Source organism: Pseudomonas sp. W4I3, from assembly GCF_030816195.1.
In the GTDB taxonomy this organism is placed as follows: domain Bacteria; phylum Pseudomonadota; class Gammaproteobacteria; order Pseudomonadales; family Pseudomonadaceae; genus Aquipseudomonas.
This window is the reverse complement of the sequence record NZ_JAUSXS010000001.1, coordinates 2,206,553-2,230,945: the sequence shown is the minus strand read 5'-3', so window position 1 is coordinate 2,230,945 and position 24,393 is coordinate 2,206,553. Positions and strand designations below refer to the sequence as shown.

20 protein-coding genes are annotated in these 24,393 nt (G+C 61.6%); 8 read left to right on the top strand and 12 right to left on the bottom strand.

The window, feature by feature from the left end:
- Nucleotides 1-103: 103 nt before the first annotated feature.
- Nucleotides 104-2,026, bottom strand: coding sequence for an ATP-binding cassette domain-containing protein (locus QF045_RS10200; protein WP_306492086.1), 1,923 nt, complete (start codon nucleotides 2,024-2,026; stop codon nucleotides 104-106).
- 213 nt (nucleotides 2,027-2,239) lie between these two features.
- On the opposite strand from QF045_RS10200, the gene QF045_RS10195 reads away from it, so the two are divergent.
- Nucleotides 2,240-4,168 (top strand): transglycosylase SLT domain-containing protein, encoded by a 1,929-nt coding sequence (locus tag QF045_RS10195; RefSeq protein WP_306492085.1) that lies wholly within the window; start codon nucleotides 2,240-2,242, stop codon nucleotides 4,166-4,168.
- 132 nt (nucleotides 4,169-4,300) lie between these two features.
- On the opposite strand, the gene QF045_RS10190 is transcribed toward QF045_RS10195, so the two are convergent.
- Nucleotides 4,301-6,067 carry an ABC transporter transmembrane domain-containing protein gene (locus QF045_RS10190; protein WP_306492084.1) on the bottom strand — a complete coding sequence of 589 codons (1,767 nt, stop codon included), beginning with the start codon at nucleotides 6,065-6,067 and terminating at the stop codon, nucleotides 4,301-4,303.
- Between the two features lie 245 nt (nucleotides 6,068-6,312).
- Between QF045_RS10190 and QF045_RS10185 the strand changes: the two genes are divergently transcribed.
- Nucleotides 6,313-6,486 (top strand): PA1571 family protein, encoded by a 174-nt coding sequence (locus QF045_RS10185; RefSeq protein WP_306492083.1) that lies wholly within the window; start codon nucleotides 6,313-6,315, stop codon nucleotides 6,484-6,486.
- A gap of 52 nt (nucleotides 6,487-6,538) precedes the next feature.
- On the opposite strand, the gene pdxB is transcribed toward QF045_RS10185, so the two are convergent.
- On the bottom strand, nucleotides 6,539-7,681 hold the full coding sequence (gene pdxB / locus QF045_RS10180; protein ID WP_306492082.1) for a 4-phosphoerythronate dehydrogenase PdxB: 1,143 nt from the start codon (nucleotides 7,679-7,681) through the stop codon (nucleotides 6,539-6,541).
- A gap of 260 nt (nucleotides 7,682-7,941) precedes the next feature.
- Between pdxB and QF045_RS10175 the strand changes: the two genes are divergently transcribed.
- Nucleotides 7,942-9,345: an MATE family efflux transporter gene (locus QF045_RS10175; protein ID WP_306492081.1), complete on the top strand. Its 1,404-nt coding sequence runs from the start codon at nucleotides 7,942-7,944 to the stop codon at nucleotides 9,343-9,345.
- A 121-nt stretch (nucleotides 9,346-9,466) separates the two neighbouring features.
- Here QF045_RS10175 and tusA read toward each other — a convergent pair whose 3' ends face one another.
- On the bottom strand, nucleotides 9,467-9,712 hold the full coding sequence (tusA, locus tag QF045_RS10170; RefSeq protein WP_306492080.1) for a sulfurtransferase TusA: 246 nt from the start codon (nucleotides 9,710-9,712) through the stop codon (nucleotides 9,467-9,469).
- A gap of 22 nt (nucleotides 9,713-9,734) precedes the next feature.
- Entirely contained in the window at nucleotides 9,735-10,811 is a 1,077-nt protein-coding gene (gene rlmM, locus QF045_RS10165; protein ID WP_306492079.1) for a 23S rRNA (cytidine(2498)-2'-O)-methyltransferase RlmM, read from the bottom strand.
- 191 nt (nucleotides 10,812-11,002) lie between these two features.
- Between rlmM and acnA the strand changes: the two genes are divergently transcribed.
- Nucleotides 11,003-13,744, top strand: coding sequence for an aconitate hydratase AcnA (acnA, locus tag QF045_RS10160; RefSeq protein ID WP_306492078.1), 2,742 nt, complete (start codon nucleotides 11,003-11,005; stop codon nucleotides 13,742-13,744).
- A gap of 130 nt (nucleotides 13,745-13,874) precedes the next feature.
- On the opposite strand, the gene QF045_RS10155 is transcribed toward acnA, so the two are convergent.
- Both QF045_RS10155 and cysK read right to left on the bottom strand, forming a co-directional pair.
- Nucleotides 13,875-14,813, bottom strand: a complete 939-nt coding sequence (locus QF045_RS10155) for an aspartyl/asparaginyl beta-hydroxylase domain-containing protein (protein WP_306492077.1) — start codon at nucleotides 14,811-14,813, stop codon at nucleotides 13,875-13,877.
- A gap of 127 nt (nucleotides 14,814-14,940) precedes the next feature.
- Nucleotides 14,941-15,915, bottom strand: a complete 975-nt coding sequence (cysK, locus tag QF045_RS10150; protein ID WP_306492076.1) for a cysteine synthase A — start codon at nucleotides 15,913-15,915, stop codon at nucleotides 14,941-14,943.
- A gap of 126 nt (nucleotides 15,916-16,041) precedes the next feature.
- On the opposite strand from cysK, the gene QF045_RS10145 reads away from it, so the two are divergent.
- From QF045_RS10145 to QF045_RS10135, 3 genes are all read left to right on the top strand, one after another.
- Nucleotides 16,042-17,118 carry a DUF748 domain-containing protein gene (locus tag QF045_RS10145; RefSeq protein ID WP_306492075.1) on the top strand — a complete coding sequence of 359 codons (1,077 nt, stop codon included), beginning with the start codon at nucleotides 16,042-16,044 and terminating at the stop codon, nucleotides 17,116-17,118.
- 213 nt (nucleotides 17,119-17,331) lie between these two features.
- Complete coding sequence (locus QF045_RS10140) at nucleotides 17,332-18,177, top strand: MoxR family ATPase (RefSeq protein ID WP_034112447.1); 846 nt, start codon at nucleotides 17,332-17,334, stop codon at nucleotides 18,175-18,177.
- Nucleotides 18,177-19,355 (top strand): VWA domain-containing protein, encoded by a 1,179-nt coding sequence (locus QF045_RS10135; RefSeq protein WP_306492074.1) that lies wholly within the window; start codon nucleotides 18,177-18,179, stop codon nucleotides 19,353-19,355. Before QF045_RS10140 ends, QF045_RS10135 begins: the two co-directional genes overlap by 1 nt.
- Nucleotides 19,356-19,489: 134 nt before the next feature.
- Here QF045_RS10135 and QF045_RS10130 read toward each other — a convergent pair whose 3' ends face one another.
- From QF045_RS10130 to QF045_RS10120, 3 genes are read right to left on the bottom strand one after another with little or no spacing between them, the layout of a single operon-like run.
- Nucleotides 19,490-20,398: a biotin-dependent carboxyltransferase family protein gene (locus QF045_RS10130; RefSeq protein WP_306492073.1), complete on the bottom strand. Its 909-nt coding sequence runs from the start codon at nucleotides 20,396-20,398 to the stop codon at nucleotides 19,490-19,492.
- Nucleotides 20,395-21,099 carry a 5-oxoprolinase subunit PxpB gene (pxpB, locus tag QF045_RS10125; protein WP_306492072.1) on the bottom strand — a complete coding sequence of 235 codons (705 nt, stop codon included), beginning with the start codon at nucleotides 21,097-21,099 and terminating at the stop codon, nucleotides 20,395-20,397. Before pxpB ends, QF045_RS10130 begins: the two co-directional genes overlap by 4 nt.
- Complete coding sequence (locus QF045_RS10120) at nucleotides 21,096-21,836, bottom strand: 5-oxoprolinase subunit PxpA (RefSeq protein WP_306492071.1); 741 nt, start codon at nucleotides 21,834-21,836, stop codon at nucleotides 21,096-21,098. Before QF045_RS10120 ends, pxpB begins: the two co-directional genes overlap by 4 nt.
- 177 nt (nucleotides 21,837-22,013) lie before the next feature.
- Between QF045_RS10120 and QF045_RS10115 the strand changes: the two genes are divergently transcribed.
- Complete coding sequence (locus QF045_RS10115; RefSeq protein ID WP_306492070.1) at nucleotides 22,014-22,928, top strand: LysR family transcriptional regulator; 915 nt, start codon at nucleotides 22,014-22,016, stop codon at nucleotides 22,926-22,928.
- A 123-nt stretch (nucleotides 22,929-23,051) separates the two neighbouring features.
- On the opposite strand, the gene QF045_RS10110 is transcribed toward QF045_RS10115, so the two are convergent.
- Nucleotides 23,052-23,594: a DUF2937 family protein gene (locus tag QF045_RS10110; RefSeq protein WP_306492069.1), complete on the bottom strand. Its 543-nt coding sequence runs from the start codon at nucleotides 23,592-23,594 to the stop codon at nucleotides 23,052-23,054.
- Between the two features lie 10 nt (nucleotides 23,595-23,604).
- Nucleotides 23,605-24,381 carry a class II glutamine amidotransferase gene (locus QF045_RS10105; protein WP_306492068.1) on the bottom strand — a complete coding sequence of 259 codons (777 nt, stop codon included), beginning with the start codon at nucleotides 24,379-24,381 and terminating at the stop codon, nucleotides 23,605-23,607.
- Nucleotides 24,382-24,393 lie beyond the last annotated feature (12 nt).

Genomic DNA, 24,393 nt, shown 5'->3' with positions numbered 1-24,393 from the left:
ACCGCTATCGGGGGCAAGCCCCCTCCCACATTTTTACCGCAATTCATATAAAAAACCCGGTGTTCATCAGATGAACACCGGGTTTTTAATGCCTTGGAATCACTCAGGCATCCAGCTCGGCCCAGCGCTCAACCAGTGCTTCCAGCTCCTGATTCAACGTTTCCAGGGAGGCGATGACCTTGGCGGTTTCCGCCGCCGGGCGCTGGTAGAAACCGGCGTCAGCCATTTCTGCTTCTACTGCGGCGATCTGCTGCTCCTTGGCGTCGATCTCAGCCGGCAAGGCTTCCAGTTCGCGCTGCAGCTTATAGCTGAGCTTTTTCTTGTTGGCCGCAGGCGCAGCTTCCGGTGCAGGGGCCGCAGCCGCCACAGGCATCACTACCGCCGAGTTCAAGTCGGCCTTGCCGGACTTGCTCTCGGTCACGCCCAGCAGGCGCGGCGAACCGCCCTGGCGCAGCCAGTCCTGATAACCACCGACGTACTCGCGCACCTTGCCTTCGCCCTCGAAAACCAGGGTGCTGGTGACCACGTTGTCGAGGAATGCCCGGTCGTGGCTGACCATCAGCACGGTGCCGTTGAAGGTCAGCAAGACCTCTTCCAACAGCTCCAGGGTTTCCACGTCGAGGTCGTTGGTCGGTTCGTCGAGCACCAGCAGGTTGGCCGGCTTGCTGAACAGCTTGGCCAGCAGCAGGCGCGCACGCTCGCCACCGGACAAGGCTTTCACCGGGGTCCGCGCACGTTGCGGGCTGAACAGGAAATCGCCCAGGTAGCTGAGTACGTGGCGGCTCTGGCCGTCGATGTCGATAAAGTCGCGACCTTCGGCGACGTTGTCGATCACGGTTTTTTCCAGGTCCAACTGATGGCGCAGCTGATCGAAGTAGGCCACGTCGATGCGCGTGCCCTCTTCCACCGTGCCACTGGTCGGCTGCAGACCGCCAAGCATCAGCTTGAGCAAGGTGGTCTTGCCGGTACCGTTGGCGCCCAGCAGGCCGATACGGTCGCCGCGCGCCAGGACCATGGAGAAGTCCTTGATCAGGAACGGACCGTCCGGGTGATGGAAGCTGACGTTTTCCAGCACCATCACCTGCTTGCCCGACTTATCGGCGGTATCGAGTTGGATATTGGCCTTGCCGGTGCGTTCACGACGTTCGCTGCGCTCAACCCGCAGCGCTTTCAACGCACGCACGCGACCTTCATTACGGGTGCGGCGTGCCTTGATACCCTGGCGGATCCAGACTTCTTCCTGGGCCAGTTTCTTGTCGAACAGGGCGTTGGCGGTCTCTTCAGCCGAGAGTGCAGCTTCCTTGTGCACCAGGAAGCTGGCGTAGTCGCCGTTCCAGTCGATCAGGCCACCGCGGTCCAGTTCCAGGATGCGCGTGGCCAGGTTTTGCAGGAAGGACCGGTCGTGCGTGATGAACAGCACCGCGCCCTGGAAATCCTTCAGGGCTTCTTCGAGCCAGGCGATAGCGCCGATGTCCAGGTGGTTGGTCGGTTCGTCGAGCAGCAGCAGGTCTGGCTCGGACACCAACGCCTGGGCCAGCAGCACGCGACGACGCCAGCCGCCGGACAATTGGGCGAGGGTCTTGTCGGCCGGCAATTGCAGGCGGCTCAGGGTGCTGTCCACCAGTTGCTGCAGGCGCCAGCCATCACGGGCTTCGAGGTCTTGCTGGACGTGCATCAACTTGTCCAGGTCTTCTTCGGTGACGCAGTTCTGCGCGAGGTGATGGTATTGCGCCAGCAATTCGCCTACGCCGTCCAGGCCTTCGGCAACCACGTCGAACACTGTCCGCTCGTCGGCTACCGGCAATTCCTGCGGCAATTCGCCGATCTTGAGGCCGGGAGCACGCCAGACAGAGCCGTCATCGGGCTTCTGGTCGCCCTTGACCAGCTTCATCATGCTGGACTTGCCGGTACCGTTGCGGCCGATGATGCACACCCGCTCACCACGGGCGATCTGCCAGGACACCTTGTCCAACAACGGCATAGCGCCGAAAGCAAGGGACACATCGCTGAATTTGAGCAGGGTCATACGCTTCTCCAAAAACTGGGCGCGCATTCTACCTGAGTTGAGGGTTGGATGCGGCCAGCATTTTCGCTGCCGACACGTTCCGTAGGACATTTGCCGCGAACTTGAACCAACCGGCCGGCAAAGCTTTCGCCGGCCGCTGGCAAAAGGCTAAGCTAGGGGCAATCAGTGTCGGCGATGCCGGTGCTAGTCGTGATTTCTCTGCACGGACGTCTCATGCGCAGTCGCCTTTTCAACTTTTTATCCTGCCTGCTTCTTTCTGCCACCGCCGTTCAATCTGCCCAGGCCGTGGACCTCACCACCCAACGTCAATATTACGATGAAGCCAAGCGGGCCCTGGCCAAGGGCGACAGCGGCCCGTACATGCAATACAGCCAGGCCCTGGCCGACTACCCGCTGACGCCGTACCTGGCGTATGACGAGCTGACCGCGCGCCTTAAAAGCGCGAGCAATCAGGAAATCGAGCAATTTCTCGCCAAAAACGGCGACCTGCCCCAAGCGAACTGGATGAAGCTGCGCTGGTTGCGCTGGCTGGCCGAGCGCGGTGACTGGCAGACCTTTGAAAAGTACTACGATACCAAGCTCAATTTCGTCGAACTGGACTGCCTGCACGGCCAGTATCAACTCACCCACAACCTCAAGGCCGAAGGCTACAAGACCGCCGAAAAGCTGTGGATGACCGGCAAATCCCAACCCGCCGCCTGTGACGTGACCTTTGGCCAGTGGGCATCCGACGGGCAACTGACCGAGCAGAAAATCTGGGACCGCACCAAGCTCGCCGCCGAAGCGCGCAACTACGCGCTGGCTAACAGCCTGGTGAAAACCCTGCCCACGCTCGGCGCCCAGGGCCGCCTGATGATCGACGTGGCGCAAAAGCCCGACATGCTCAGCGACCCGTCGCGCTTTCTGCCGGCCACCGAAGCCATGTCTGACGCCGTAGGCCTGGGCCTGCGTCGGCTGGCACGCCAGGACCCGGACAAGGCCATGGCCCTGCTGGACGGTTACGCCAGCAGCATGCACTTCTCCCGTGACGAAAAAGTCTCGATTGCCCGGGAAATCGGCCTGACCCTGGCCCGTCGCTACGATCCTCGTGCCCTGGACGTGATGACCAAATACGACCCGGAACTGCGTGACAACACCGTCTCCGAATGGCGCCTGCGCCTGCTGTTGCGGCTGGCGCGCTGGGAAGAGGCCTACCAGCTGACCCGCAAGCTGCCGCAGGACCTGGCCACCACCAACCGTTGGCGCTATTGGCAGGCGCGCAGCCTGGAGCTGGCCGAACCGAAAAACCCGCAAGCGTTGGTGCTGTATAAAAACGTGGCCAAGGAGCGCGACTTCTACGGCTTCCTCGCCGCCGACCGCTCCAAGACCCCTTACCAGTTGAACAACAAACCGCTGGTGATGAGCCAGGCGCTGATCAACAAAGTGCGCAATACCCCAGGCGTGCGCCGTGCCCTGGAATTCTATGCGCGTGGCCAGATCGTCGACGGCCGCCGCGAGTGGTACCACGTCAGCCGTCACTTCAACCGTGATGAAATGGTCGCCCAGGCGAAGCTGGCCTATGACATGAAATGGTACTTCCCGGCGATCCGCACGATCAGCCAAGCGCAATACTGGGACGACCTGGACATCCGCTTCCCGATGGCCCACCGCGATACCCTGGTGCGCGAAGCCAAGGTGCGTGGCCTGCATTCGAGCTGGGTGTTCGCCATTACCCGCCAGGAAAGCGCCTTCATGGATGACGCCCGCTCCGGCGTCGGCGCCAGCGGCTTGATGCAACTGATGCCCGGCACCGCCAAGGAAACCGCGCGCAAGTTCAGCATTCCCCTGGCCTCCCCGGCCCAGGTACTGGACCCGGACAAAAACATCCAGCTCGGCGCAGCCTACCTGAGCCAGGTGCACAGCCAATTCAACGGCAATCGCGTGCTCGCCTCCGCCGCCTACAACGCCGGCCCCGGCCGCGTGCGCCAATGGCTGCGCGGTGCGGACCACCTGAGTTTCGACGTGTGGGTGGAAAGCATCCCGTTCGACGAAACCCGCCAGTATGTGCAAAACGTGCTGTCTTATTCGGTGATCTACGGGCAGAAGCTCAACTCACCGCAGCCGTTGGTGGATTGGCATGAGCGGTATTTTGACGATCAGTAAGGGCACTGGATCTGCCGAATATCTAATGTGGGAGGGGGCTTGCCCCCGATAGCAATCTGTCAGTTGATACATCGGGTGACTGATACACCGCTATCGGGGGCAAGCCCCTCCCACATTGGTATTTCCGTGAGGCTATTGGCGCGGGTCATCTGCACTGAACTGCAGCGCCGCCAAGCGCGCATACAACGGATTGCTCGCAATCAGCTGCTGATGCGTACCCACCGCCACCAGCTTGCCCTGGTCCATCACCGCAATCCGGTCGGCGTTCTTCACCGTGGCCAGGCGGTGCGCGATCACCAGGGTGGTGCGGCCCTGCATCAATCGCGGCAGGGCTTGCTGGATCAGGTGTTCACTCTGCGCATCAAGGGCGCTGGTGGCTTCGTCCAGCAGCAGGATCGGCGCATCCACCAACAAGGCGCGGGCGATGGCCAGGCGTTGGCGCTGACCACCGGAGAGGCCCAGGCCACCGTCGCCCAGGTGGGTCTGGTAGCCGTCGGGCATTTGCAGGATGAAGTCGTGGGCGTGGGCGATGCGTGCCGCAGCTTCGACCTGTTCGCGGGTGGCCGTGGGGTTACCGTAGCGGATGTTGTCTTCGACGCTGCCGAAAAACAGCGCCGGGCTCTGGGAAACCAGCGCGAAGTGGCGGCGCAGGTCCAGCGGGTCGAGCTCGGGCAGCGGCTGGCCTTCAAGCAGGATGCGGCCATGCTGGGGGTCGTAGAAGCGCAGCAGCAAGTCGAAGATCGTGGACTTACCTGCGCCGGAAGGGCCGACCAAGGCGAGGGTTTCACCTGGATTGACGGTCAGGTTAAGGCCGTCGATGGCGAAGCTGTCGGGCCGTGACGGGTAGGAAAAGCGCACGCCCTGCAATTCCATGCGCCCGCTGACGCGCTCCGGCAAGCGCACACTGCCGCTGGCCGGGGCCTGGATTTCGTTGCTTGACTGCAACAGTTCGCCAATCCGTTCAGCCGCACCGGCGGCCCGCTGCAACTCGCCAAGCACTTCACTCAAGGTGCCGACGGCGCTGCCAACGATCAAGCTGTAGAACACAAACGCCGCCAGCTCACCGCCGGAAATGCGCCCGCTGATCACGTCCATCCCGCCAACCCACAGCATCACGCCCACGGCGCCGAGCACCAGCATGATCACCAGGGTGATCAGCCACGACCGTTGCAGGATGCGTTTGCGGGCCGTGGTGAATGCCTCCTCCACGGTCAGGGCGAAACGCTGTTCGTCCTGGACCTGATGGTTATAGGCCTGCACGGTCTTGATCTGGCCCAGGGTTTCGGACACATAGCTGCCGACATCGGCGATACGGTCCTGGCTCTGCCGCGACAGGCTGCGCACGCGCCGGCCAAAGATCAGGATCGGCGCCAGCACCAGCGGCAACGCCACCACGACAATGCTGGTGAGCTTGGGGTTGGTGATGAACAACAGCACGATGCCGCCGATCACCATCAAGGCATTGCGCAGAAACAGCGACAGTGATGAGCCGATCACCGATTGCAGCAAGGTGGTGTCGGTGGTCAGGCGTGACTGGATTTCCGAGCTGCGGTTGTTCTCGTAGAAGCCCGGGTGCAGGTAGATCAGGTGGTTGAACACTTGTCGGCGGATGTCCGCCACCACCCGCTCGCCGATCCACGACACCAGGTAGAAGCGCGTGAACGTGCCCACCGCCAGGCCCAGCACCAGCAGCATGAACAGCGCGATGGATTGGTTGAGCAGGTGCGGTGACTGGGTCATGAAACCCTGGTCAACCAGCAGGCGGATACCCTGCCCCATGGACAAGGTGATGCCGGCGGTGACGATCAGCGCCAACAGGGCACCCAGCGCCTGCCAGCGGTAAGGCGCAATGAAGCGGCTGGCCAGGCGAATCGCACGGCGTTGACGGACTGAGAACATGGAGGGCTTCACCGATGAGGAGTTTGTTCATGAACATTGGGGGAACTTGGGCCAATAGCAATGAGTCAGGTTAATTATGCTCGCCGACTTATGCCGCTAGAGGCTATCGGTCTAAGACTGATCTGGAAATATGGACCGGTTTCTGGTGGACTAGGCGTTCGAACCGATGATCGTGTAAGGAGTTGTAATAGCTCGGTCACGCGGGGGAATTAAAGTAGGTACACAACCTGATGAGGAGACAGGCCATGACCTTGCAAAACAGCAGCGATGCCAAAATTGAAGTGATCCGCCAGCCGCAGCAATTGCCGTGCTCGTACATCGACGCCAAGGGCTGCGAGGTGCAGATCACCGAAGAAATGATCCAGCAAGCGTGCAGCGAACTGGAAGAGAAACTGGTCAAGCCTGCCCAGCAAGGCTGAAGCGCCCACGCTCTTTCGAACCCGGCCCCGGTGGCCGGGTTTTTTATACGCGTTAAACCGCTTCGGCGCCCAAGGCGGCGACGATGCCGGACAGGGCTGAGGATTCACCGTTGATGCGCACCTTCAAGCCATCGATTTCACGGCGCTCGGGGTAGTGCTTGCGCAGCAGGTCGAAGGCCTTGCGCTGCTCTTCTACGGTTCCTACAAGGCTGCGCCGAAAGTCCGCATCATCCCGACGTGGGTCGTACACACTGCGACACAAGGTCGCCAGCGCCCAGGCCGGATCGGTTGAGGCATTCAAGTGCACCTCGGCCAGCCATGGCGTCGGCAACAAATCGCTCAACTGAATGCTCGGTTGCTGGCCCAGATGCGCGCAGAACGCCTGGTAGATCTGCGCCGTGCCGCGCTGCTTGCCATCGAGGCTGTACCCGGCGATATGCGGCGTGGCCAGCACGCACAGATCGGCCAGGTCGGCATCCACCTGGGGCTCGCCCTCCCAAACATCCAGCACCGCTTGCAGGTCTTCGCGCTCGCGCAACACCTCGCGCAGGGCAGCGTTGTCCACGACCGCGCCCCGGCTGGCGTTGATCAGCCAGGTGCCAGGCTTGAGCTGCGCCAGGCGCTCACGATCAAACAGATGCCAGGTGGAACCATTGCCGGACTTGGTCAGCGGCGTGTGCAGACTGATGACATCGCATTGCTCGATGATCTGCTCCAGGCTGACGTAGTCGCCGTCTTCGGCAATCTGCCGGGGCGGGTCGCATACCCGCACGTTCCAGCCCAGGCCCTTGAGCACCTTGACCAGCCGCCCGCCGACCTCACCGGCGCCAACGATGCCATAGGTGCGCTGTGTGAGGTCGACGCCTTCGATTTCAGCCAGGGTCTGCAAGCTGCCCAGCACGTAATCCACCACGCCTCGGGCGTTACAGCCGGGCGCGCTGGACCACTGGATACCGGCCTGCCTGAAATAATCGAGGTCCAGATGATCGGTGCCGATGGTGCAGGTGCCGACAAAACCCACCTTCGTGCCCTCGAGCAAGGCCCGGTTGACGTTGGTCACCGAACGTACCAGCAGCACATCGGCCTGCTCGACCGTGGCCCGGTCGATGGAGCGGCCGGGGACACGGCGAATCTCGCCAAACCCCTGGAAAAATGCATCGAGCAGCGGGATATTTTCGTCGGCAACAATCAGCATGGCAGGCTCCTTTTGGCGGATCAGCAGTGTACAGCCTTGTGAGTATTCCATGTGGGAGGGGGCTTGCTCCCGATGGCGGTGGGTCAGTTGATGCATTTGTGACTGAGCCATTGCTATCGGGGTCAAGCCCCCTCCCACAGGGTTTACAAGGTGCCTGCGATACCGCATTACAAATCAGCAACACAGGTTTTTTCCTGACCGTTGCGTCAAAGCGTAGAATCCGCCGTCCTTGCGACTGCCTTTTTATTGGACACCTGTACGTGAACACTGCTACCGCTACCCTCACCCGCCCCGCCCGCATCAGCCGGGAAGTGCGCGGCCTGCTGACGCTGGCCCTGCCGATCATCATCGGCCAACTGGCAACCACCGCAATGAGCTTTGTCGATGCGGTGATGGCCGGACGTGTCAGCCCCAAGGACCTGGCGGCGGTTGGCCTGGGTAACTCGATCTGGATTCCGGTCTACCTATTGATGACCGGCACTCTGCTGGCCACCACACCGAAAGTCGCGCAGCGCTACGGCGCCGGCCAGTACAACGAAATCGGGCCATTGGTGCGCCAGTCATTGTGGCTGGCCGTGGTGGTCGGCCTCTGCGGCGCACTGTTGCTGCTGTGCGCCGAACCGGTGCTGCACGCGATGAAAGTCGAGCCCGACCTGATCGCACCGTCCATGGGCTATCTGCAGGGCATCGCGGCCGGGATGCCAGCCATTGCGCTGTATTACGTGTTCCGCTGTTTCAGCGACGGCCTGGGCCGTACGCGGCCGAGCATGGTCATGGGTTTGTGCGGGCTGGCGCTGAACATTCCGCTGAACTACATCTTCATCTACGGTCACTTCGGCCTGCCGGCCATGGGCGGCGTAGGCTGCGGCTGGGCCACGGCGATTGCGATGTGGGTGATGATGCTCGGCCTGGTTGGGTGGACGCGCTGGGGCGCGGCGTATCAGAGCAGTGAAGTGTTCAAGCGCTTCGACTGGCCGCAATGGGCGGTGATCAAACGTGTCTTGGGCATTGGCCTGCCGATTGGCGTGGCGATCTTCGCCGAGTCGAGCATCTTCGCGGTGATCGCGCTGCTGCTGGGCAGCCTGGGGGCCACCGTGGTGTCCGGCCATCAGATCGCGCTGAATGTCAGCTCATTGGTGTTCATGGTGCCCTATTCCCTGAGCATGGCCATCACCGTGCGTGTCGGGCAGGCCCTGGGCCGTGGCGAACCGCGTGAAGCACGCTTCGCCGCCGGGGTCGGCATGGGCACCGCACTGGCCTATGCCTTCCTGTCCTGCAGCCTGATGCTGGTGTTTCGCGAGCAGATTGCGGCGATCTATACCCCAGACCCGGTGGTCATCCACCTGGCCTCGACGCTGATTGTGTTCTCGGCGCTGTTCCAGTTCTCCGACTCGATCCAGGTGACCGCTGCCGGTGCACTGCGCGGCTATCAGGACACCCGGGTGACCATGCTGCTGACCCTGCTCGCCTACTGGGGTGTGGGCTTGCCGGTGGGTTATGCCCTGGGGCTGACCAACTGGCTGGGCGAACCCAGCGGTCCAAGCGGCTTGTGGCAAGGCCTGATCGTCGGCCTGAGCTGCGCCGCCGGCATGCTGCTGGTGCGCCTGGCGCGCAGTGCACGCAGGCGCATTCGGGCAGGCAACGCGCTCAGGCGCGCACTGTAGGAGCGAGGCGGGCGGCTAGCCCTTGCTCGCGAAAAACGCTAACAATAACGCAGCGCTTCTGGTTTAACGCGGCGCTCTCAGGTTTTTCGCGAGCAAGCTCGCTCCTACAAGGGGTCGGCGGTCAATCGGCTTTCTTGCGGATCCAGTAAAGGTACGTGCCGGCGTCTTCCTGTTGACTGACCAGTTCGTGGTCAAGGAACACGCAAAACTTGGGGATATCGCGACGGGTCGACGGGTCGGTCGCGATCACCTTGAGCAGGCCGCCCGCAGGCAGGTCACGGATGTGCTGGTGCAGCATCATCACCGGCTCCGGGCAATTGAGGCCGGTGGCATCGAGGATGCTATCGACGGGTAGATCAACGCTCATAGTTCACTCCTGGCAATTGAGATCAGTGCTTTCTCGATTTCTTGACGTCCACGAGGCGGCGCAGGTGGCACGTCACTTCTTCGCGGTCGTGATACAGCTGCTTGCAGCCGATCTCCACCCGGATGCCGCGTGCCTTGAAGCCGTCTTCGATGCGCTCGAGCAAACGTTTCACTTCGGCATAACGCTGCTTCATCGGCAGCTTGAGGTTGACCACTGCCTCGCGGCAATGGCCCTCGCCGATCCAGGTTTCCAGCAAAGCCGCATTGCGCGCGGGCTTCTCGACGATGTCGCACACCATCCAGTCCACCGGCTGCTTGGGCACGAAGGTGAAGCCGTCGGCCATCAGGTGCTGCACCAGGCCGGTGTCCATCAGGCTTTCGGCCATGGGGCCGTTGTCGATGGCGGTCACCAGCATGCCACGGTTGACCAACTGCCACGTCCAGCCACCGGGTGCCGCCCCCAGGTCGACACCGGTCATGTCGCCGTGCAGGCGTTCGTCCCATTGCTCACGGGGAATGAAGTGGTGCCAGGCCTCTTCCAGCTTCAGGGTCGAGCGGCTGGGCGCTTCACGCGGGAACTTCAACCGTGGAATCCCCATCGGCCACATCGCCGAGTTGTTCGACTCAGCCAGGCCCATGAACACTTCGCGGCCGCTCTTGAACGTCAGCAGCAGGCGCGGCTTGCTCGGGTCGTCCACCAGCTTGCCGGCGTTCAGCAAGGCTTTGCGCAGGTGCACTTCGAATTTCTTGCAGAAGTTCGACAGTTCCTTGCCGTCGTTAGTGTCAACCATCTCCAGCCACAGGCTGCCGCACACCGGAAATTGGCGCAGGTGCGCGAGGATCACGCTGATGCGGTCGGTTTCCGGCAGGTCGATGAACACCCCGCGCGCCCACTGCCGAGGAAAAATCAGCTCGGCGAAGCGCTGGCCGTGCATCAAGCGTTGCGCGCCGTCTTCTTCAGTGCAGACGAATTCGGCGCAAGCGCTGCCGGTCTTGGCCTTGGCGTAGCCGGAAACGTTCAGGCGCGCGGCGTGTTCCGCGATCTCGGAACAGACTTCGCCTTCAAAACCCGGACGGCAGTGCATAAAAAGGGTGTTCAATTGAATCTCCTGGCAACTGGATTGCTCTATCGCAATACCTGTCATGAAAACGCGCGCATGATAGCCGAGTTCGGAACCTTGGACTTAACCATAGAGTCCAGTTATTAGCCTGCTAAGCAAAACCGCGCTAAGTTGAACGCTCTGTTCGTCCCGTCAGGTCCGTGGCCGTGCGGATCAAAAGGAGTCATGTAATGTCATCCCTTGATAGCCTGAGAACCCTTAAAACCCTGCAAATAGACAGTAAGACCTACCACTACTTCAGCCTGCCCGAAGCCGCCAAGAGCCTGGGTGACCTGGACAAGCTGCCGATGTCGCTCAAAGTGCTGCTGGAAAACCTGCTGCGCTGGGAAGACGCCAAGACCGTCACCGGCACTGACCTGAAGGCCCTCGCCGCCTGGCTCAGGGAACGCCAGTCTGACCGTGAGATCCAGTACCGCCCTGCCCGCGTGCTGATGCAGGATTTCACCGGCGTGCCCGCCGTGGTCGACCTGGCCGCCATGCGCGCCGCCGTGGCCAAGGCCGGCGGCGATCCGCAGCGCATCAACCCGCTGTCGCCGGTCGACCTGGTGATTGACCACTCGGTGATGGTCGACAAGTTCGGCAACGCCGATGCCTTTGAACAGAACGTCGACATCGAAATGCAGCGCAACGGCGAACGCTACGCCTTCCTGCGTTGGGGCCAGAGCGCCTTTGACAACTTCAGCGTCGTGCCGCCGGGCACCGGCATCTGCCACCAGGTCAACCTGGAATACCTGGGCCGCACCGTGTGGACCAAGGAGGAAGACGGCCGCACCTACGCCTTTCCTGACACCCTGGTGGGCACCGACTCCCACACCACCATGATCAACGGCCTGGGCGTACTGGGCTGGGGCGTGGGCGGGATCGAAGCGGAAGCGGCGATGCTCGGCCAACCGGTGTCGATGCTGATCCCGGAAGTGATCGGTTTCAAACTCACCGGCAAATTGCAAGAAGGCATCACCGCCACCGACCTGGTGCTGACCGTCACCCAGATGCTGCGCAAAAAGGGCGTGGTGGGTAAATTCGTCGAATTCTATGGCGACGGCCTGGCCGACCTGCCTTTGGCCGACCGCGCCACCATCGCCAACATGGCGCCTGAATACGGCGCGACCTGCGGCTTTTTCCCGGTAGACGAAGTGACGCTGGACTACCTGCGCCTGTCCGGGCGCCCGGCGGAGACCGTCAAGCTGGTCGAGGCCTACACCAAGGCCCAGGGCCTGTGGCGCAACGCCGGCCAGGAGCCGATCTTCACCGACACCCTGGCCCTGGACATGGGCAGCGTCGAAGCCAGCCTCGCCGGGCCCAAACGCCCGCAGGACCGTGTCGCCCTGCCCAACGTGGGCCAGGCGTTCAGTGATTTCCTCGACTTGCAATTCAAACCCACCACCAAGGAAGAAGGTCGCCTGGAAAGCGAAGGCGGTGGCGGCGTCGCCGTAGGCAATGCCGACTTGGTGGGCGAAGCCGACTACGAATACGAAGGTAACACCTATCGCCTGAAAAACGGCGCGGTGGTGATCGCCGCCATCACTTCCTGCACCAACACCTCCAACCCCAGCGTGATGATGGCCGCCGGGCTGGTGGCGAAGAAAGCGGTGGAAAAAGGCCTGACGCGCAAGCCATGGGTCAAGAGTTCACTGGCGCCGGGCTCGAAAGTGGTCACCGACTATTATAAGGCGGCCGGCCTCACCCAGTACCTGGACAAGCTCGGCTTCGACCTGGTGGGCTACGGCTGCACCACCTGCATCGGCAACTCCGGGCCGCTGCCCGAGCCGATTGAAAAAGCCATCCAGAAAGCCGACCTCACTGTCGCCTCGGTGCTGTCGGGTAACCGTAACTTCGAAGGTCGCGTGCACCCATTGGTGAAAACCAACTGGCTGGCCTCGCCGCCCCTGGTGGTGGCCTACGCCCTGGCCGGTACGGTGCGGATCGATATCAGCAGCGAGCCACTGGGCAACGACCCGCACGGCAACCCGGTGTACCTCAAGGACATCTGGCCCAGCAGCCAGGAGATTGCCGACGCAGTGGCCCAGGTCAGCACCGGCATGTTCCACAAGGAATACGCCGAGGTGTTTGCCGGCGACGAACAGTGGCAAGCGATTGAAGTGCCGCAGGCGGCGACCTACGTATGGCAGAAGGATTCCACTTACATCCAGCACCCGCCGTTCTTCGACGATATTGGCGGCCCGCTGCCGGTGATCGAGGACGTCAAGGGCGCCAACGTGCTGGCCCTGCTCGGCGACTCGGTGACCACCGACCACATCTCCCCCGCCGGCAACATCAAGACCGACAGCCCCGCCGGCCGCTACCTGCGCGAGCAAGGCGTGGACCCACGGGACTTCAACTCCTACGGCTCGCGCCGGGGCAATCATGAAGTGATGATGCGCGGCACGTTTGCCAACATCCGTATCCGCAACGAAATGCTCGGCGGCGAAGAAGGCGGTAATACGCTGTATATCCCAACCGGCGAGAAGATGGCGATCTACGATGCGGCAATGAAGTATCAGGCGTCAGGTACACCGTTGGTGGTGATCGCGGGCCAGGAATACGGCACCGGCTCAAGCCGCGACTGGGCGGCCAAGGGCACCAATTTGCTCGGGGTCAAGGCGGTGATCGCCGAAAGCTTCGAGCGCATCCACCGCTCCAACCTGGTAGGCATGGGCGTGCTGCCGTTGCAGTTCAAACTGGACCAGAACCGCAAGTCGCTCAAGCTCACCGGCAAGGAAAAGGTCGATATCCTCGGGCTGACGGACGCCGAGATTGAACCACGGATGAACCTGACGCTGGTGATTACCCGGGAAGATGGCAGCAGCGAGAAGGTCGAGGTGCTGTGCCGGATCGATACCCTCAATGAAGTGGAATACTTCAAATCAGGCGGCATCCTGCACTACGTGCTGCGCCAGTTGATTGCCTCTTAAGTCACACTGGAGATCAAATGTGGGAGGGGGCTTGCCCCCAATAGCAGTGGGTCAGCTGAAGATAAGCTGACTGATACACCGCTATCGGGGGCAAGCCCCCTCCCACATTGATGGCATTCCAGATGTCAGATCAGCCGAACAGCCACTTCCACAGCAATACCAGCACAACCACCGCCAACACCGGGCGCGCGATGCGGTAGGCCTTGGGGTGCTTGCGCTTCCATTGTTTGACCTGGCCGCTGAACTTGTCGCTGAAGGTCTTGCTCCAGGCATACGCCTGGTTGATCCCACCCACGCGTTCGTCGTCCAGGTTCTGCGGCGCGGTCGCACGTCCCAGCTGCTTGCTGACCCAACGGTTGACACGGGTCATGACGCGGTTGCTCAGCGGGCGTTCGATGTCGCAGAACAGGATCACGCGGGTTTTATCCGTTTCGTTTTTCACCCAGTGCACGTAGGTTTCGTCGAACATCACGTCTTCGCCGTCGCGCCAGGCGTAGACCTGACCGTCGACAAAGATGCGGCAGTCGTCGGAGTTCGGCGTGGACAGGCCCAGGTGATAGCGCAGGGAGCCGGCGAACGGGTCGCGGTGCGGGTTCAAGTGGCTGCCGCCCGGCAACAGCGCGAACATCGCGCCCTTGACGTTGGGAATACTGCTGACCAGCGCCACGGTTTTCGGGCACAGGGCCTCGGCCGATGGCAGGGGTTTGTCGTACCACTTGAGGTAGAAGCGCTTCCAGCCCTTCTTGAAAAACGAACCGAAACCGGCGTCGTTGTTCTTTTCGGCGGCGCGGATGTAGCCCTCGTCGAACAAGTGCATGGCCTCTTCGCGGATCACTTCCCAATTGTCCTTGAGCACGTCCAGTTCCGGGAACTTGCTGCGGTCCAGGTAGGGCTTGGACGGCACCGCGGAAAACAGGTACATCAAGGCGTTATAGGGGGCGAACAGCGCCGAATGATTGACGAACTGGCGCAACATCGGCAAACGGGCCTTGCCGCGCAGGTGCACATACAGCGTGCTGCCGATAAACAGCAGCAACACCGACAGTTTGGCGGCCAAAGAAAAGGTCATGCAGCAACTCCTGGAAATAAGCGCCTGGCCAACAGCTTCCCGTCGCGGGGAAACCAGACGTAGCAGCCAGCCATGATAAACACTTGGAGCATTATGCAGAAGGCCCGGGAAAACAGCGTGATCTGTATCAAGCCTGGTTTTCCTGCTCGGTGAACAAATCGCTGAACAGCATGCTCGACAGGTAGCGCTCACCCGAGTCCGGCAGGATCACCACGATGGTCTTGCCTTGCATTTCCGGTTTCTCGGCCAGGCGCACCGCCACGGCCATCGCGGCGCCGCAAGAGATGCCGCACAGAATGCCTTCTTCCTGCATCAAGCGCCGGGCCATGGTCTTGGATTCTTCGTCGGTGACCAGCTCCACGCGATCGACTATGGACAGGTCGAGGTTTTTTGGCACGAAACCGGCGCCAATGCCCTGGATCTTGTGCGGGCTCGGCTTGATTTCGTCGCCGGCCAGCGCCTGGGTGATCACCGGCGAGACGAGCGGCTCCACCGCCACCGACAGGATCGGCTTGCCCGCCGTGTGTTTGATATAACGCGACACACCGGTAATGGTGCCGCCGGTGCCCACGCCCGCTACCAGCACGTCCACCGCGCCATCGGTGTCGTTCCAGATTTCCGGACCCGTGGTTTTCTCGTGGATCGCCGGGTTTGCCGGGTTTTCGAACTGGGCCGGCATGAAATAGGTGCCGGGGTCGCCGGCGACAATGTCAGCCGCCTTTTCAATCGCGCCTTTCATGCCCTTGGCCGGTTCGGTCAACACCAGCTCGGCGCCAAGGGCCTTGAGCACTTTACGGCGCTCGATGCTCATGGACGCCGGCATGGTCAGCAGCAGCTTGTAACCACGCGCCGCCGCCACGAACGCCAGGCCGATCCCGGTATTGCCGGAGGTGGGTTCGACGATAGTCATGCCCGGCTTGAGTTTGCCGCTGCTTTCCGCGTCCCAGATCATGTTGGCGCCAATGCGGCACTTCACCGAGTAGCCTGGGTTACGCCCCTCGATCTTGGCCAGGATGGTGACCCCGCGTGGTGCGATGCGGTTGATCTGCACCAGGGGCGTATTACCGATGGAGTGCGCGTTGTCTGCAAAGATGCGGCTCATGACGGGTCCTATTGGGCAATGTCCGGAAAGGTCCCAAGGGTATGCCTCGTGCCCTTGGGCGTCCAGTCAGAGGAACGTTGCGCCTCCCACAGCAGTCCATCTCCTACGAGCAAGGAGAACTGCCCCATGAAACGTCGCTACAGTTGGCCGCTCTGGACCGTCGCCGGGCTGGTGCTGGTCCTGGTTGCCGTGAACATCGCGCTGCCTTACCTGGTGCGCAACTACCTGAATGAAAAGCTCGCCGACATGGGCGATTACCGTGGCGAAATTGCCGACGTGGACCTGGCCTTATGGCGCGGCGCCTATCGGATCAACGGCCTGCAGATCGTCAAGGTGGACGGTAAGGTGCCAGTGCCGTTCGTCAAGGCTCCGCTGATCGAGTTTGCGGTGAGCTGGCATTCACTGTGGTACGACCATGCGGTGGTGGCCGAGGGGCATTTCGTGCGGCCAGAGATCAACTTCGTCGACGGTGGCGCCAACAAGCAGGCATCCCAGACAGGTAAGGGCACCGACTGGCAGGAACAACTGAGCAAGCTGCTGCCGATCACCCTCAACGAGGTGCGCATCGAAGACGGCAAGATCGCTTTTCATAATTTCAACTCCAAGCCCCAGGTGAACATCAACGCCACCGGGGTCAACGCCAGCTTCTACAACCTGACTAACGTGGTGGATGTGCAAGGCAAGCGCGACGCGCGCTTTGAAGGCAAGGCGCTGCTGCAAGGCCAGGCGCCGCTGGAAGCCAACGCCACCTTTGACCCGTTGAGCGATTTTGAAGAGTTTGAGCTGCGCTTTCGCGCCCGTGACCTGCAACTCAAGCGCATGAATGACTTTGCCTCGGCCTACGGCAAGTTCGATTTCAAGGCCGGCACCGGCGATGTAGTGATCGAAGCCCAGGCGGAAAAAGGCCAACTGACCGGCTATATCAAGCCGCTGCTGCGCGATGTCGAAGTGTTCGACTGGCAGCAGGACGTGGAAAACAAAGACAAGAACATCTTCCGCTCGATCTGGGAGGCCGTGGTCGGCGCCAGCGAGACGGTGTTGAAGAACCAGCGCAAAAACCAGTTCGCCACCCGCGTGGAGCTGAGCGGAAGCGTGCATCAGCAAAATGTCAGCGCGTTTTCCGCGGTGATCGCGATTCTGCGCAATGGCTTCATCCAGGCCTTCAATGCCCGTTATGAACAACCCAAGCCCAGCGCCGATTAAAACTGTGGGAGGGGGCTTGCTCCCGATGGCGGTGGATCAGGTACAGCTATAAACCTGACACACTGCTATCGGGAGCAAGCCCCCTCCCACATTTCCCCCATTGGCCAGAAGATTGACGTGACCGGCCATTCAGAGACTGAATAATCCGTCTGCGTTCACAGTCGCCGGGGCTGCGCGGTATAGTCGGGCATTGATGAATTCGAGGAATGACCGATGAAGTTCGAAGGCACCCAGGCCTATGTGGCTACCGATGACCTGAAACTGGCCGTCAACGCCGCCATCACCCTGGAGCGGCCGCTGTTGGTCAAGGGCGAACCCGGTACCGGCAAGACCATGCTCGCCGAGCAACTGGCCGAGTCCTTTGGCGCCAAATTGATCACCTGGCACATCAAGTCCACCACCAAGGCCCACCAGGGCCTTTACGAGTACGATGCGGTCAGCCGCCTGCGCGACTCGCAGTTGGGAGTGGACAAAGTGCACGACGTACGCAATTACCTGAAGAAGGGCAAGCTCTGGGAAGCCTTCGAGTCCGATGAGCGGGTGATTCTGCTGATCGACGAAATCGACAAGGCCGACATCGAATTCCCCAACGACCTGTTGCAAGAGCTCGACAAGATGGAGTTCTACGTCTACGAAATCGACGAGACCATCAAGGCCAAGAAACGCCCGATCATCATCATTACGTCCAACAACGAGAAAGAGCTGCCGGACGCGTTCCTGCGTCGCTGTTTCTTCCACTACATTGCCTTCCCCGACCGCACGACCTTGCAGAAAATCGTCGATGTGCACTACCCGGACATCAAGAAAGACCTGGTCAGCGAAGCGCTGGACGTGTTCTTCGACGTGCGCAAGGTCCCGGGCCTGAAGAAGAAGCCTTCCACCTCCGAACTGGTGGATTGGCTCAAGCTGCTGATGGCCGACAATATCGGCGAAGCCGTGCTGCGCGAGCGCGACCCGACCAAAGCCATCCCGCCGCTGGCCGGCGCCCTGGTGAAGAACGAGCAGGACGTACAATTGCTGGAGCGTCTGGCGTTCATGAGCCGTCGCGGTAATCGCTGATGCTGCTCAACCTGTTCAACGAAATGCGTGCCGCCAAGGTGCCGGTGTCGGTGCGCGAGCTGCTCGACCTGATCAACGCGCTGAAACAGCGCGTGACCTTCGCCGACATGGACGAGTTCTACTACTTGGCGCGGACGATCCTGGTCAAGGATGAACGGCATTTCGACAAGTTCGACCGGGCTTTCGGCGCCTACTTCAATGGCCTGGAAAAGCTCGATGATCACCTGCAGGCGCTGATTCCCGAGGAGTGGCTGCGCAAGGAGTTCGAACGTTCGCTGAGCGATGAAGAACGCGCGCAGATCCAGTCCCTCGGCGGCCTCGACAAGCTGATCGAGGAATTCAAGAAACGCCTGGAAGAACAGAAGGAACGCCACGCCGGCGGCAACAAGTGGATCGGCACCGGTGGCACCAGCCCCTTCGGCTCCGGCGGCTACAACCCGGAAGGCATCCGCGTCGGCGATGCCGGCAAGCGCCAGGGCAAGGCGGTGAAAGTATGGGACCAGCGCGAGTACAAGAACCTCGACGATCAGGTGGAACTCGGCACGCGCAACATCAAGATCGCCCTGCGCCGCCTGCGCAAGTTTGCCCGCCAGGGCGCGGCCGAAGAGCTGGACATCGATGGCACCATCGACCACACCGCACGCGACGCCGGGCTGTTGAATATCCAGATGCGCCCCGAACGGCGCAACACCATCAAGCTGTTGCTGCTGTTCGATATCGGCGGCTCGATGGACGCCCATGTGAAGATCTGCGAAGAGCTGTTCTCCGCGTGCAAGACCGAGTTCAAGCACCTGGAGTACTTCTACTTTCATAACTTCGTGTACGAGTCGGTCTGGAAGAACAACCAGCGCCGCACTTCGGAACGCACCTCCACCCAGGACCTGCTGCACAAGTACGGCGCCGACTACAAAGTGATCTTCATTGGCGACGCGTCCATGGCGCCCTACGAGATCACCCAGGCCGGCGGCAGCGTCGAGCACTGGAACGAGGAGCCTGGGTATGTGTGGATGCAGCGCTTCATGGCCAAGTACAAGAAGCTGATCTGGATAAATCCGTATCCCAAGGAGACCTGGGGGTACACGGCATCGACGGGAATCGTGCGGGAGTTGGTGGAAGACCAGATGTATCCGCTGACGTTGCGCGGTTTGGAAGAAGGCATGCGCTTTCTGTCCAAGTGAATGAAAATCCAAGCCCTGCAAAGATCTAATGTGGGAGGGGGCTTGCTCCCGATAGCCATAGTCCAGTCACTGATGAGTTGACTGGCACACCGCCATCGGGAGCAAGCCCCCTCTCACACTTTGGACTGTGGTGTTTAGTTGAACCGGCGCAAGTACTCGACGTGCTGTCGATGCGCGGTTTGCTGCACCACCGGTGCCAAGCGCACCTTCTCCCCCGGCAGGCACTGCGCCAGCCGCGCCAGCGCCAATGGCGTCAGCGCCCCCAACCTTGGGTAACCACCAATGGTCTGCCGATCATTGAGCAACACAATCGGCTGCCCATCCGGCGGGACCTGGACCGCGCCCAGGGGAATCCCTTCGGAAATCAACGACGGCCCCTGATACTGCAACGGCGCGCCCAGCAGGCGCATGCCCATGCGGTCGGCGCGGCTGTCCAGCACCCATTCGGTATTGAAGGCGTCGAACAGGCTTTGGCCGCTGAACTGGCCGATCTGTGCGCCAACGATTACGTCCAGTGATGCAGCGGATGGCAGATCCGGGTGAGTCAGCACTTTCATCGCTCCCCCAGTGCCGGAATAGGCCAAGCGCCCGCCTTCAGCCAGCGCCTTGCCCAAACCGTCGACGCCGCCCAGCTCCTCACGCACCACCGTCGCGCAACTGCCCAGCACATCAGGCGCATCGAACCCACCCGGCGCCGCCAGGTAAGCCCGCGCGCCCTTGAACGGCTGGGTAAAACGCAAGCGCTGGCCTTTTTGCAGGATAAAACTGCGCCCAGGGCTGATTGCGCGCTCGTCGATAAAGGCGCCAAGGTCGGCACCGGCCAGGGCCAGCAGGCAGTACTCCTGCGCCTGCACGGTAAAACCGCCCAGGGTGATTTCCACCACCGGCGCATCCAGCGCGTTACCCAACAGCCAGTTAGCCCACGACATCGACACCCAGTCCAACGCACCGCCCTGGGTCACGCCCAGGTGGCGCACGCCGAAACGCCCGGCATCCTGCAACAGGCACAGCGGCGTGCTGGCCTCGATCATCAAGCGGCTCATGCCTGCGCCTCCAAAGGCGTGTCATCGCCGCCCAGGTTGACGAACTCCGCATGGCCGACCGCCTCGAAGCGCACTGTGTCGCCCGGCTGCATCAGGCTGTAACCGTCACGCTCGCGGTCAAACAGTTTGGCCGGTGTGCGTCCGATCAGGTTCCAGCCACCGGGGGACACCACCGGATAGGCGGCGGTTTGCCGCTCGGCAATCCCCACGCTGCCGGCCGCGACGCGCTTACGCGGAGTGCTCAGGCGCGGCGTGGCGAGGCTTTCGTCCACCAGCCCCATAAAGGCGAAACCGGGGGCGAAGCCGAGGGCGAACACTTGATAGGTATGGGTGCTGTGGCGACGAATCACTTCAGCCACCGCAAGCCCGCTGCGCTGGGCCAGCAAGGTCAGTTCCGGGCCGACGCTCAGGTCGTACCAGACCGGCAGCACATGACAGCGGCCATCACTTTGAGCCTTGGGCTGCAAATCGGTCAGGGCCTGGTCGATCAACGCCCGTGCCTGGGCCGGGTCCAGCGCGGCGAGGTCGTAATGCACCATCAGGGTGGTGTAGGACGGCACCAGATCGACCAAGGCACTGCCAAACCCGCTGCGCAGGCGCTGGGTGGCGGCAAGCATCCACGGCATGTTGGCTTCGGCAATCTCATCAAACAGGCGCACCATCAGGCAGTCGATGGCCACCACTTCAATCCGTAACTTCATGCTGGCGTCAACGCCTGGCGGATACGCTGCACCGCGGCCACCGAGCTGGTGTTATCACCGTGGACGCACAAGGTGTTGGCTTGCAGCACCAGCGCGCTGCCGTCGCTGGCGGTCAGCGCCTCGCCACGGGAGAGGGTCACCGCCTGGTTGACGATGGTCTCGGCATCGTGGTGCACCGCGCCCGGCAACTGGCGCGAAACCAAGTGGCCCCTGCTGTCATAAGCGCGGTCGGCGAAGGCTTCGAACCACAGGCTCACGCCGAATTCATCAGCCAGCGCCTGGGCCGCGCTGTTGTCGCGCATGGCCAGCACCATCAGCGGCAGATCGCCGTAGGCGGCCACGGCCTGGATCACCGCGCGCAGCTGTGCGGGGTTGGCCATCATGTCGTTGTACATCGCACCGTGGGGTTTCACGTAACTGACGCGGCCACCTTGTGCCCGGCAGATCCCCTCCAGCGCACCGATCTGGTAGTGCAGCAGGTCCTGGATTTCCTGGGGCGTGTAATTCATGGAGCGCCGGCCGAACCCCTGCAGGTCCTGGTAGGCCGGGTGTGCGCCTATTTTTACGCCGTGCTTGAGTGCCAGGCTGACGGTCTTGCGCATGATGCTCGGGTCGCCGGCATGGAAGCCGCAGGCCACGTTGGCGCAATCGATGAACGGCATGACTTCGGCGTCCAGACCCATCGTCCAGTTGCCAAAACTCTCGCCGATGTCGCAATTCAATAGCAGGCGGCTCACGGGGTCGCTCCTGTAGGCTTTGTTTTTTTGTAGTGTGGGATCTTTTACCAACATCTCGCAACGATGTTGTCCTCAAACCCAACGACGCTTATCGTGGAACGCTTCGATTTTTGGCGCTGGCCCGGTGCGGCGTCCAACTAATAAAAACCGATCCAAGCATAAGAAAAAGTTGATCCCATGAATTTGAAGTTCCTCGAAACCTTCGTCTGGGTGGCCAAGCTCAAGAGTTTCCGCCTGACCGCCGAAAAGCTGTTCACCACTCAGGCTTCGATTTCCAGCCGCATTGCTGTGCTGGAAAGCGAGTTGGGAGTGAAGCTGTTCCTGCGCGACTCGCGCGGCGTCAGCCTGACTCCGGAAGGCTTGAAGGTGCTCGATTATGCCGAGCAGATGATGGTGACCATGCAGGGCTTGAAGCAGTCCCTGGAAACCACCAGCAGCAAGGTCGGACGGATTCGCATCGGCGCGATGGACACCGTAATCCACACCTGGCTGAGCCCGTTGGTCGCCGAGTTGATGAACCTGTACCCGCTGGTGGAAATCGAGCTGGTCGCCGATACCGCACTGAACTTAAGCGATCAGCTGCAAAAAGGCTTCCTCGATTTGATCCTGCAAACCGACCTGCTGCGCCTCGAAACTGTCCGCAGCCTGGAACTGGCCAGCCACCCCATGGCCTGGATTGTCGCCAGCCACTCGATCTACAACCGCGATTACGCATCCCTCGCCGAATTGGCTCAGGAGCGCATCATTACTTATTCGAAAAACTCCCACCCGCACCAGGATGTACTGAGCCTGATGCAGGCCAATGGCGTCGCCGCGCCGCGGATGAACTGCGTGAACTCGGTATCCGCCATCACTCGCTTGCTGCGCGATGGTTTCGGCATTGGCGCGCTGCCGCCGGTGCTGGTCAGCGAAGAGCTGGAACGTGGAGAGCTGGTGATGCTGCCGATGGCGCAAAAACTGCCGAACCTGCAGGTGGTGGTGTCGTGGCGGGTCGGGGTGGAACTGGTGGAGGAGATTGTGGGGTTGTGCCAGACCGTCGTTGCCCGCTATGCCGAGGAGGTCGGTAGAGAGCGGATGGTACTGAGCAACTGACTAAACCGGATTCAAATGTGGGAGGGGGCTTGCTCCCGATAGCAGGGTGTCAGTCAGTCTATTGACATCTGACCCACCGCTATCGGGAGCAAGCCCCCTCCCACATTGGTTTTGTGTCGGTCGTTAAAGGCCCTTCAGGTCCCGCTCTTCGATCGGCCGGCTCTGGCGCAGGCGTCGGCCGCCCAGCACCACCCAGTCGATCAGTCGATACAGGCATTCGATGCCGAACGACAACAGCATCGCCCCGCCCAGGCCCCAGCCCATGGCTTCGGGGGTCAGCAGGATCTGGTAGCTGTAGCCATTCCAGGTTTCCAGGCGGATATCCGGGTCGGCGGCCACCGCCACTTGCAGGGCGCGGATGTACCAGGGACCTTGCATGGCCTGGAACTGCTTGTCCAACGCCAGCTGCCGATCAAGCATCGCGCCCAGGCTGCTGGCGTCGCTCTGGAACACCGGGTCATCGCTGGCGCGGTAATGCGCCACCAGGGCTTGCAGGTCGCCGTTGAAGAACTGCTGCGCGGTGGACTCAAACCCGCGCAGGCCTGTCTGGGCCTCGATCAGGTGGGCTTCGACGCGTTTGGCGTAATCGTTGATAAACCCCGGCACTTGCACGCCGACCAACAAGCCAATGGCAAACAGCACCAACCGCAGATAACTGAGCAACATGGTCGATTCCTTATTCGGTAACGCCCTGGCTGACGCATTCACCGCGCCGCCACAGGCTCCATTGGCCCGGCTCGTAGCGGGTCCAGTTTTCGTTGTCGGTCAACGGTTCGGTGGCGATCACCGTCACTACGTCATTAGGCGTGGTTTCGGCCTGAAAATCGACGATCACGTCGACATCTTTCAAGCGGGCCGGGCCAAACGGGGCGCGTCGGGTAATCTGCGCCAGCTTGGTCGAACAGTAGCAAAACAGCCAGTCGCCATCGCTGAGCAGGCAGTTGAACACGCCTTTGCTGCGGTATTCGGCACAGGCGGCGGTCAGGTCAGGCAGCATCTGCTCGATGTCCACCGGCTCCGGGAAGGCTTCGCGCACGCGGTTCAGCAGGTCGCAGAACGCCGCTTCACTGTCGGTATCGCCTACCGGTCGGTAGAAGGTGGCGCGGGGGTTGAAGTCTGCCAGTTGACCGTTGTGCGCAAAACACCAGTTGCGCCCCCACAGCTCGCGCACGAACGGGTGGGTGTTGGCCAGGCTCACCTTGCCGACGTTGGCCTGGCGGATGTGCCCGATCACCACTTCACTCTTGATGGGATAACGCTGCACCAGCAACGCGACTTCCGACTCGCTGCTCGCGGCCGGGTCCTGGAACAGGCGCAGGCCACGGCCTTCGTAGAAGGCGATGCCCCAGCCGTCGCGGTGCGGACCGGTCCGCCCACCCCGCTGCATCAGCCCGGTGAAGCTGAACACGATATCGGTCGGGACGTTGGCACTCATGCCCAATAATTCACACATGCCAGGGCTCTC

Excerpts from the sequence above, each read along its gene's own strand:
- QF045_RS10155 (WP_306492077.1), bottom strand. The coding sequence starts at position 14,813 with ATGACCTTTTCTTTGGCCGCCAAACTGTCGGTGTTGCTGCTGTTTATC.
- QF045_RS10105 (WP_306492068.1), bottom strand. The coding sequence starts at position 24,381 with ATGTGTGAATTATTGGGCATGAGTGCCAACGTCCCGACCGATATCGTG.
- QF045_RS10110 (WP_306492069.1), bottom strand. The coding sequence starts at position 23,594 with ATGTTGCTCAGTTATCTGCGGTTGGTGCTGTTTGCCATTGGCTTGTTG.
- QF045_RS10190 (WP_306492084.1), bottom strand. The coding sequence starts at position 6,067 with ATGTTCTCAGTCCGTCAACGCCGTGCGATTCGCCTGGCCAGCCGCTTC.
- QF045_RS10195 (WP_306492085.1), top strand. The coding sequence starts at position 2,240 with ATGCGCAGTCGCCTTTTCAACTTTTTATCCTGCCTGCTTCTTTCTGCC.
- QF045_RS10185 (WP_306492083.1), top strand. The coding sequence starts at position 6,313 with ATGACCTTGCAAAACAGCAGCGATGCCAAAATTGAAGTGATCCGCCAG.
- cysK (WP_306492076.1), bottom strand. The coding sequence starts at position 15,915 with ATGAGCCGCATCTTTGCAGACAACGCGCACTCCATCGGTAATACGCCC.
- QF045_RS10115 (WP_306492070.1), top strand. The coding sequence starts at position 22,014 with ATGAATTTGAAGTTCCTCGAAACCTTCGTCTGGGTGGCCAAGCTCAAG.
- QF045_RS10145 (WP_306492075.1), top strand. The coding sequence starts at position 16,042 with ATGAAACGTCGCTACAGTTGGCCGCTCTGGACCGTCGCCGGGCTGGTG.
- acnA (WP_306492078.1), top strand. The coding sequence starts at position 11,003 with ATGTCATCCCTTGATAGCCTGAGAACCCTTAAAACCCTGCAAATAGAC.
- pxpB (WP_306492072.1), bottom strand. The coding sequence starts at position 21,099 with ATGAAGTTACGGATTGAAGTGGTGGCCATCGACTGCCTGATGGTGCGC.
- QF045_RS10130 (WP_306492073.1), bottom strand. The coding sequence starts at position 20,398 with ATGAGCCGCTTGATGATCGAGGCCAGCACGCCGCTGTGCCTGTTGCAG.
- pdxB (WP_306492082.1), bottom strand. The coding sequence starts at position 7,681 with ATGCTGATTGTTGCCGACGAAAATATCCCGCTGCTCGATGCATTTTTC.
- QF045_RS10200 (WP_306492086.1), bottom strand. The coding sequence starts at position 2,026 with ATGACCCTGCTCAAATTCAGCGATGTGTCCCTTGCTTTCGGCGCTATG.
- QF045_RS10135 (WP_306492074.1), top strand. The coding sequence starts at position 18,177 with ATGCTGCTCAACCTGTTCAACGAAATGCGTGCCGCCAAGGTGCCGGTG.
- tusA (WP_306492080.1), bottom strand. The coding sequence starts at position 9,712 with ATGAGCGTTGATCTACCCGTCGATAGCATCCTCGATGCCACCGGCCTC.
- QF045_RS10140 (WP_034112447.1), top strand. The coding sequence starts at position 17,332 with ATGAAGTTCGAAGGCACCCAGGCCTATGTGGCTACCGATGACCTGAAA.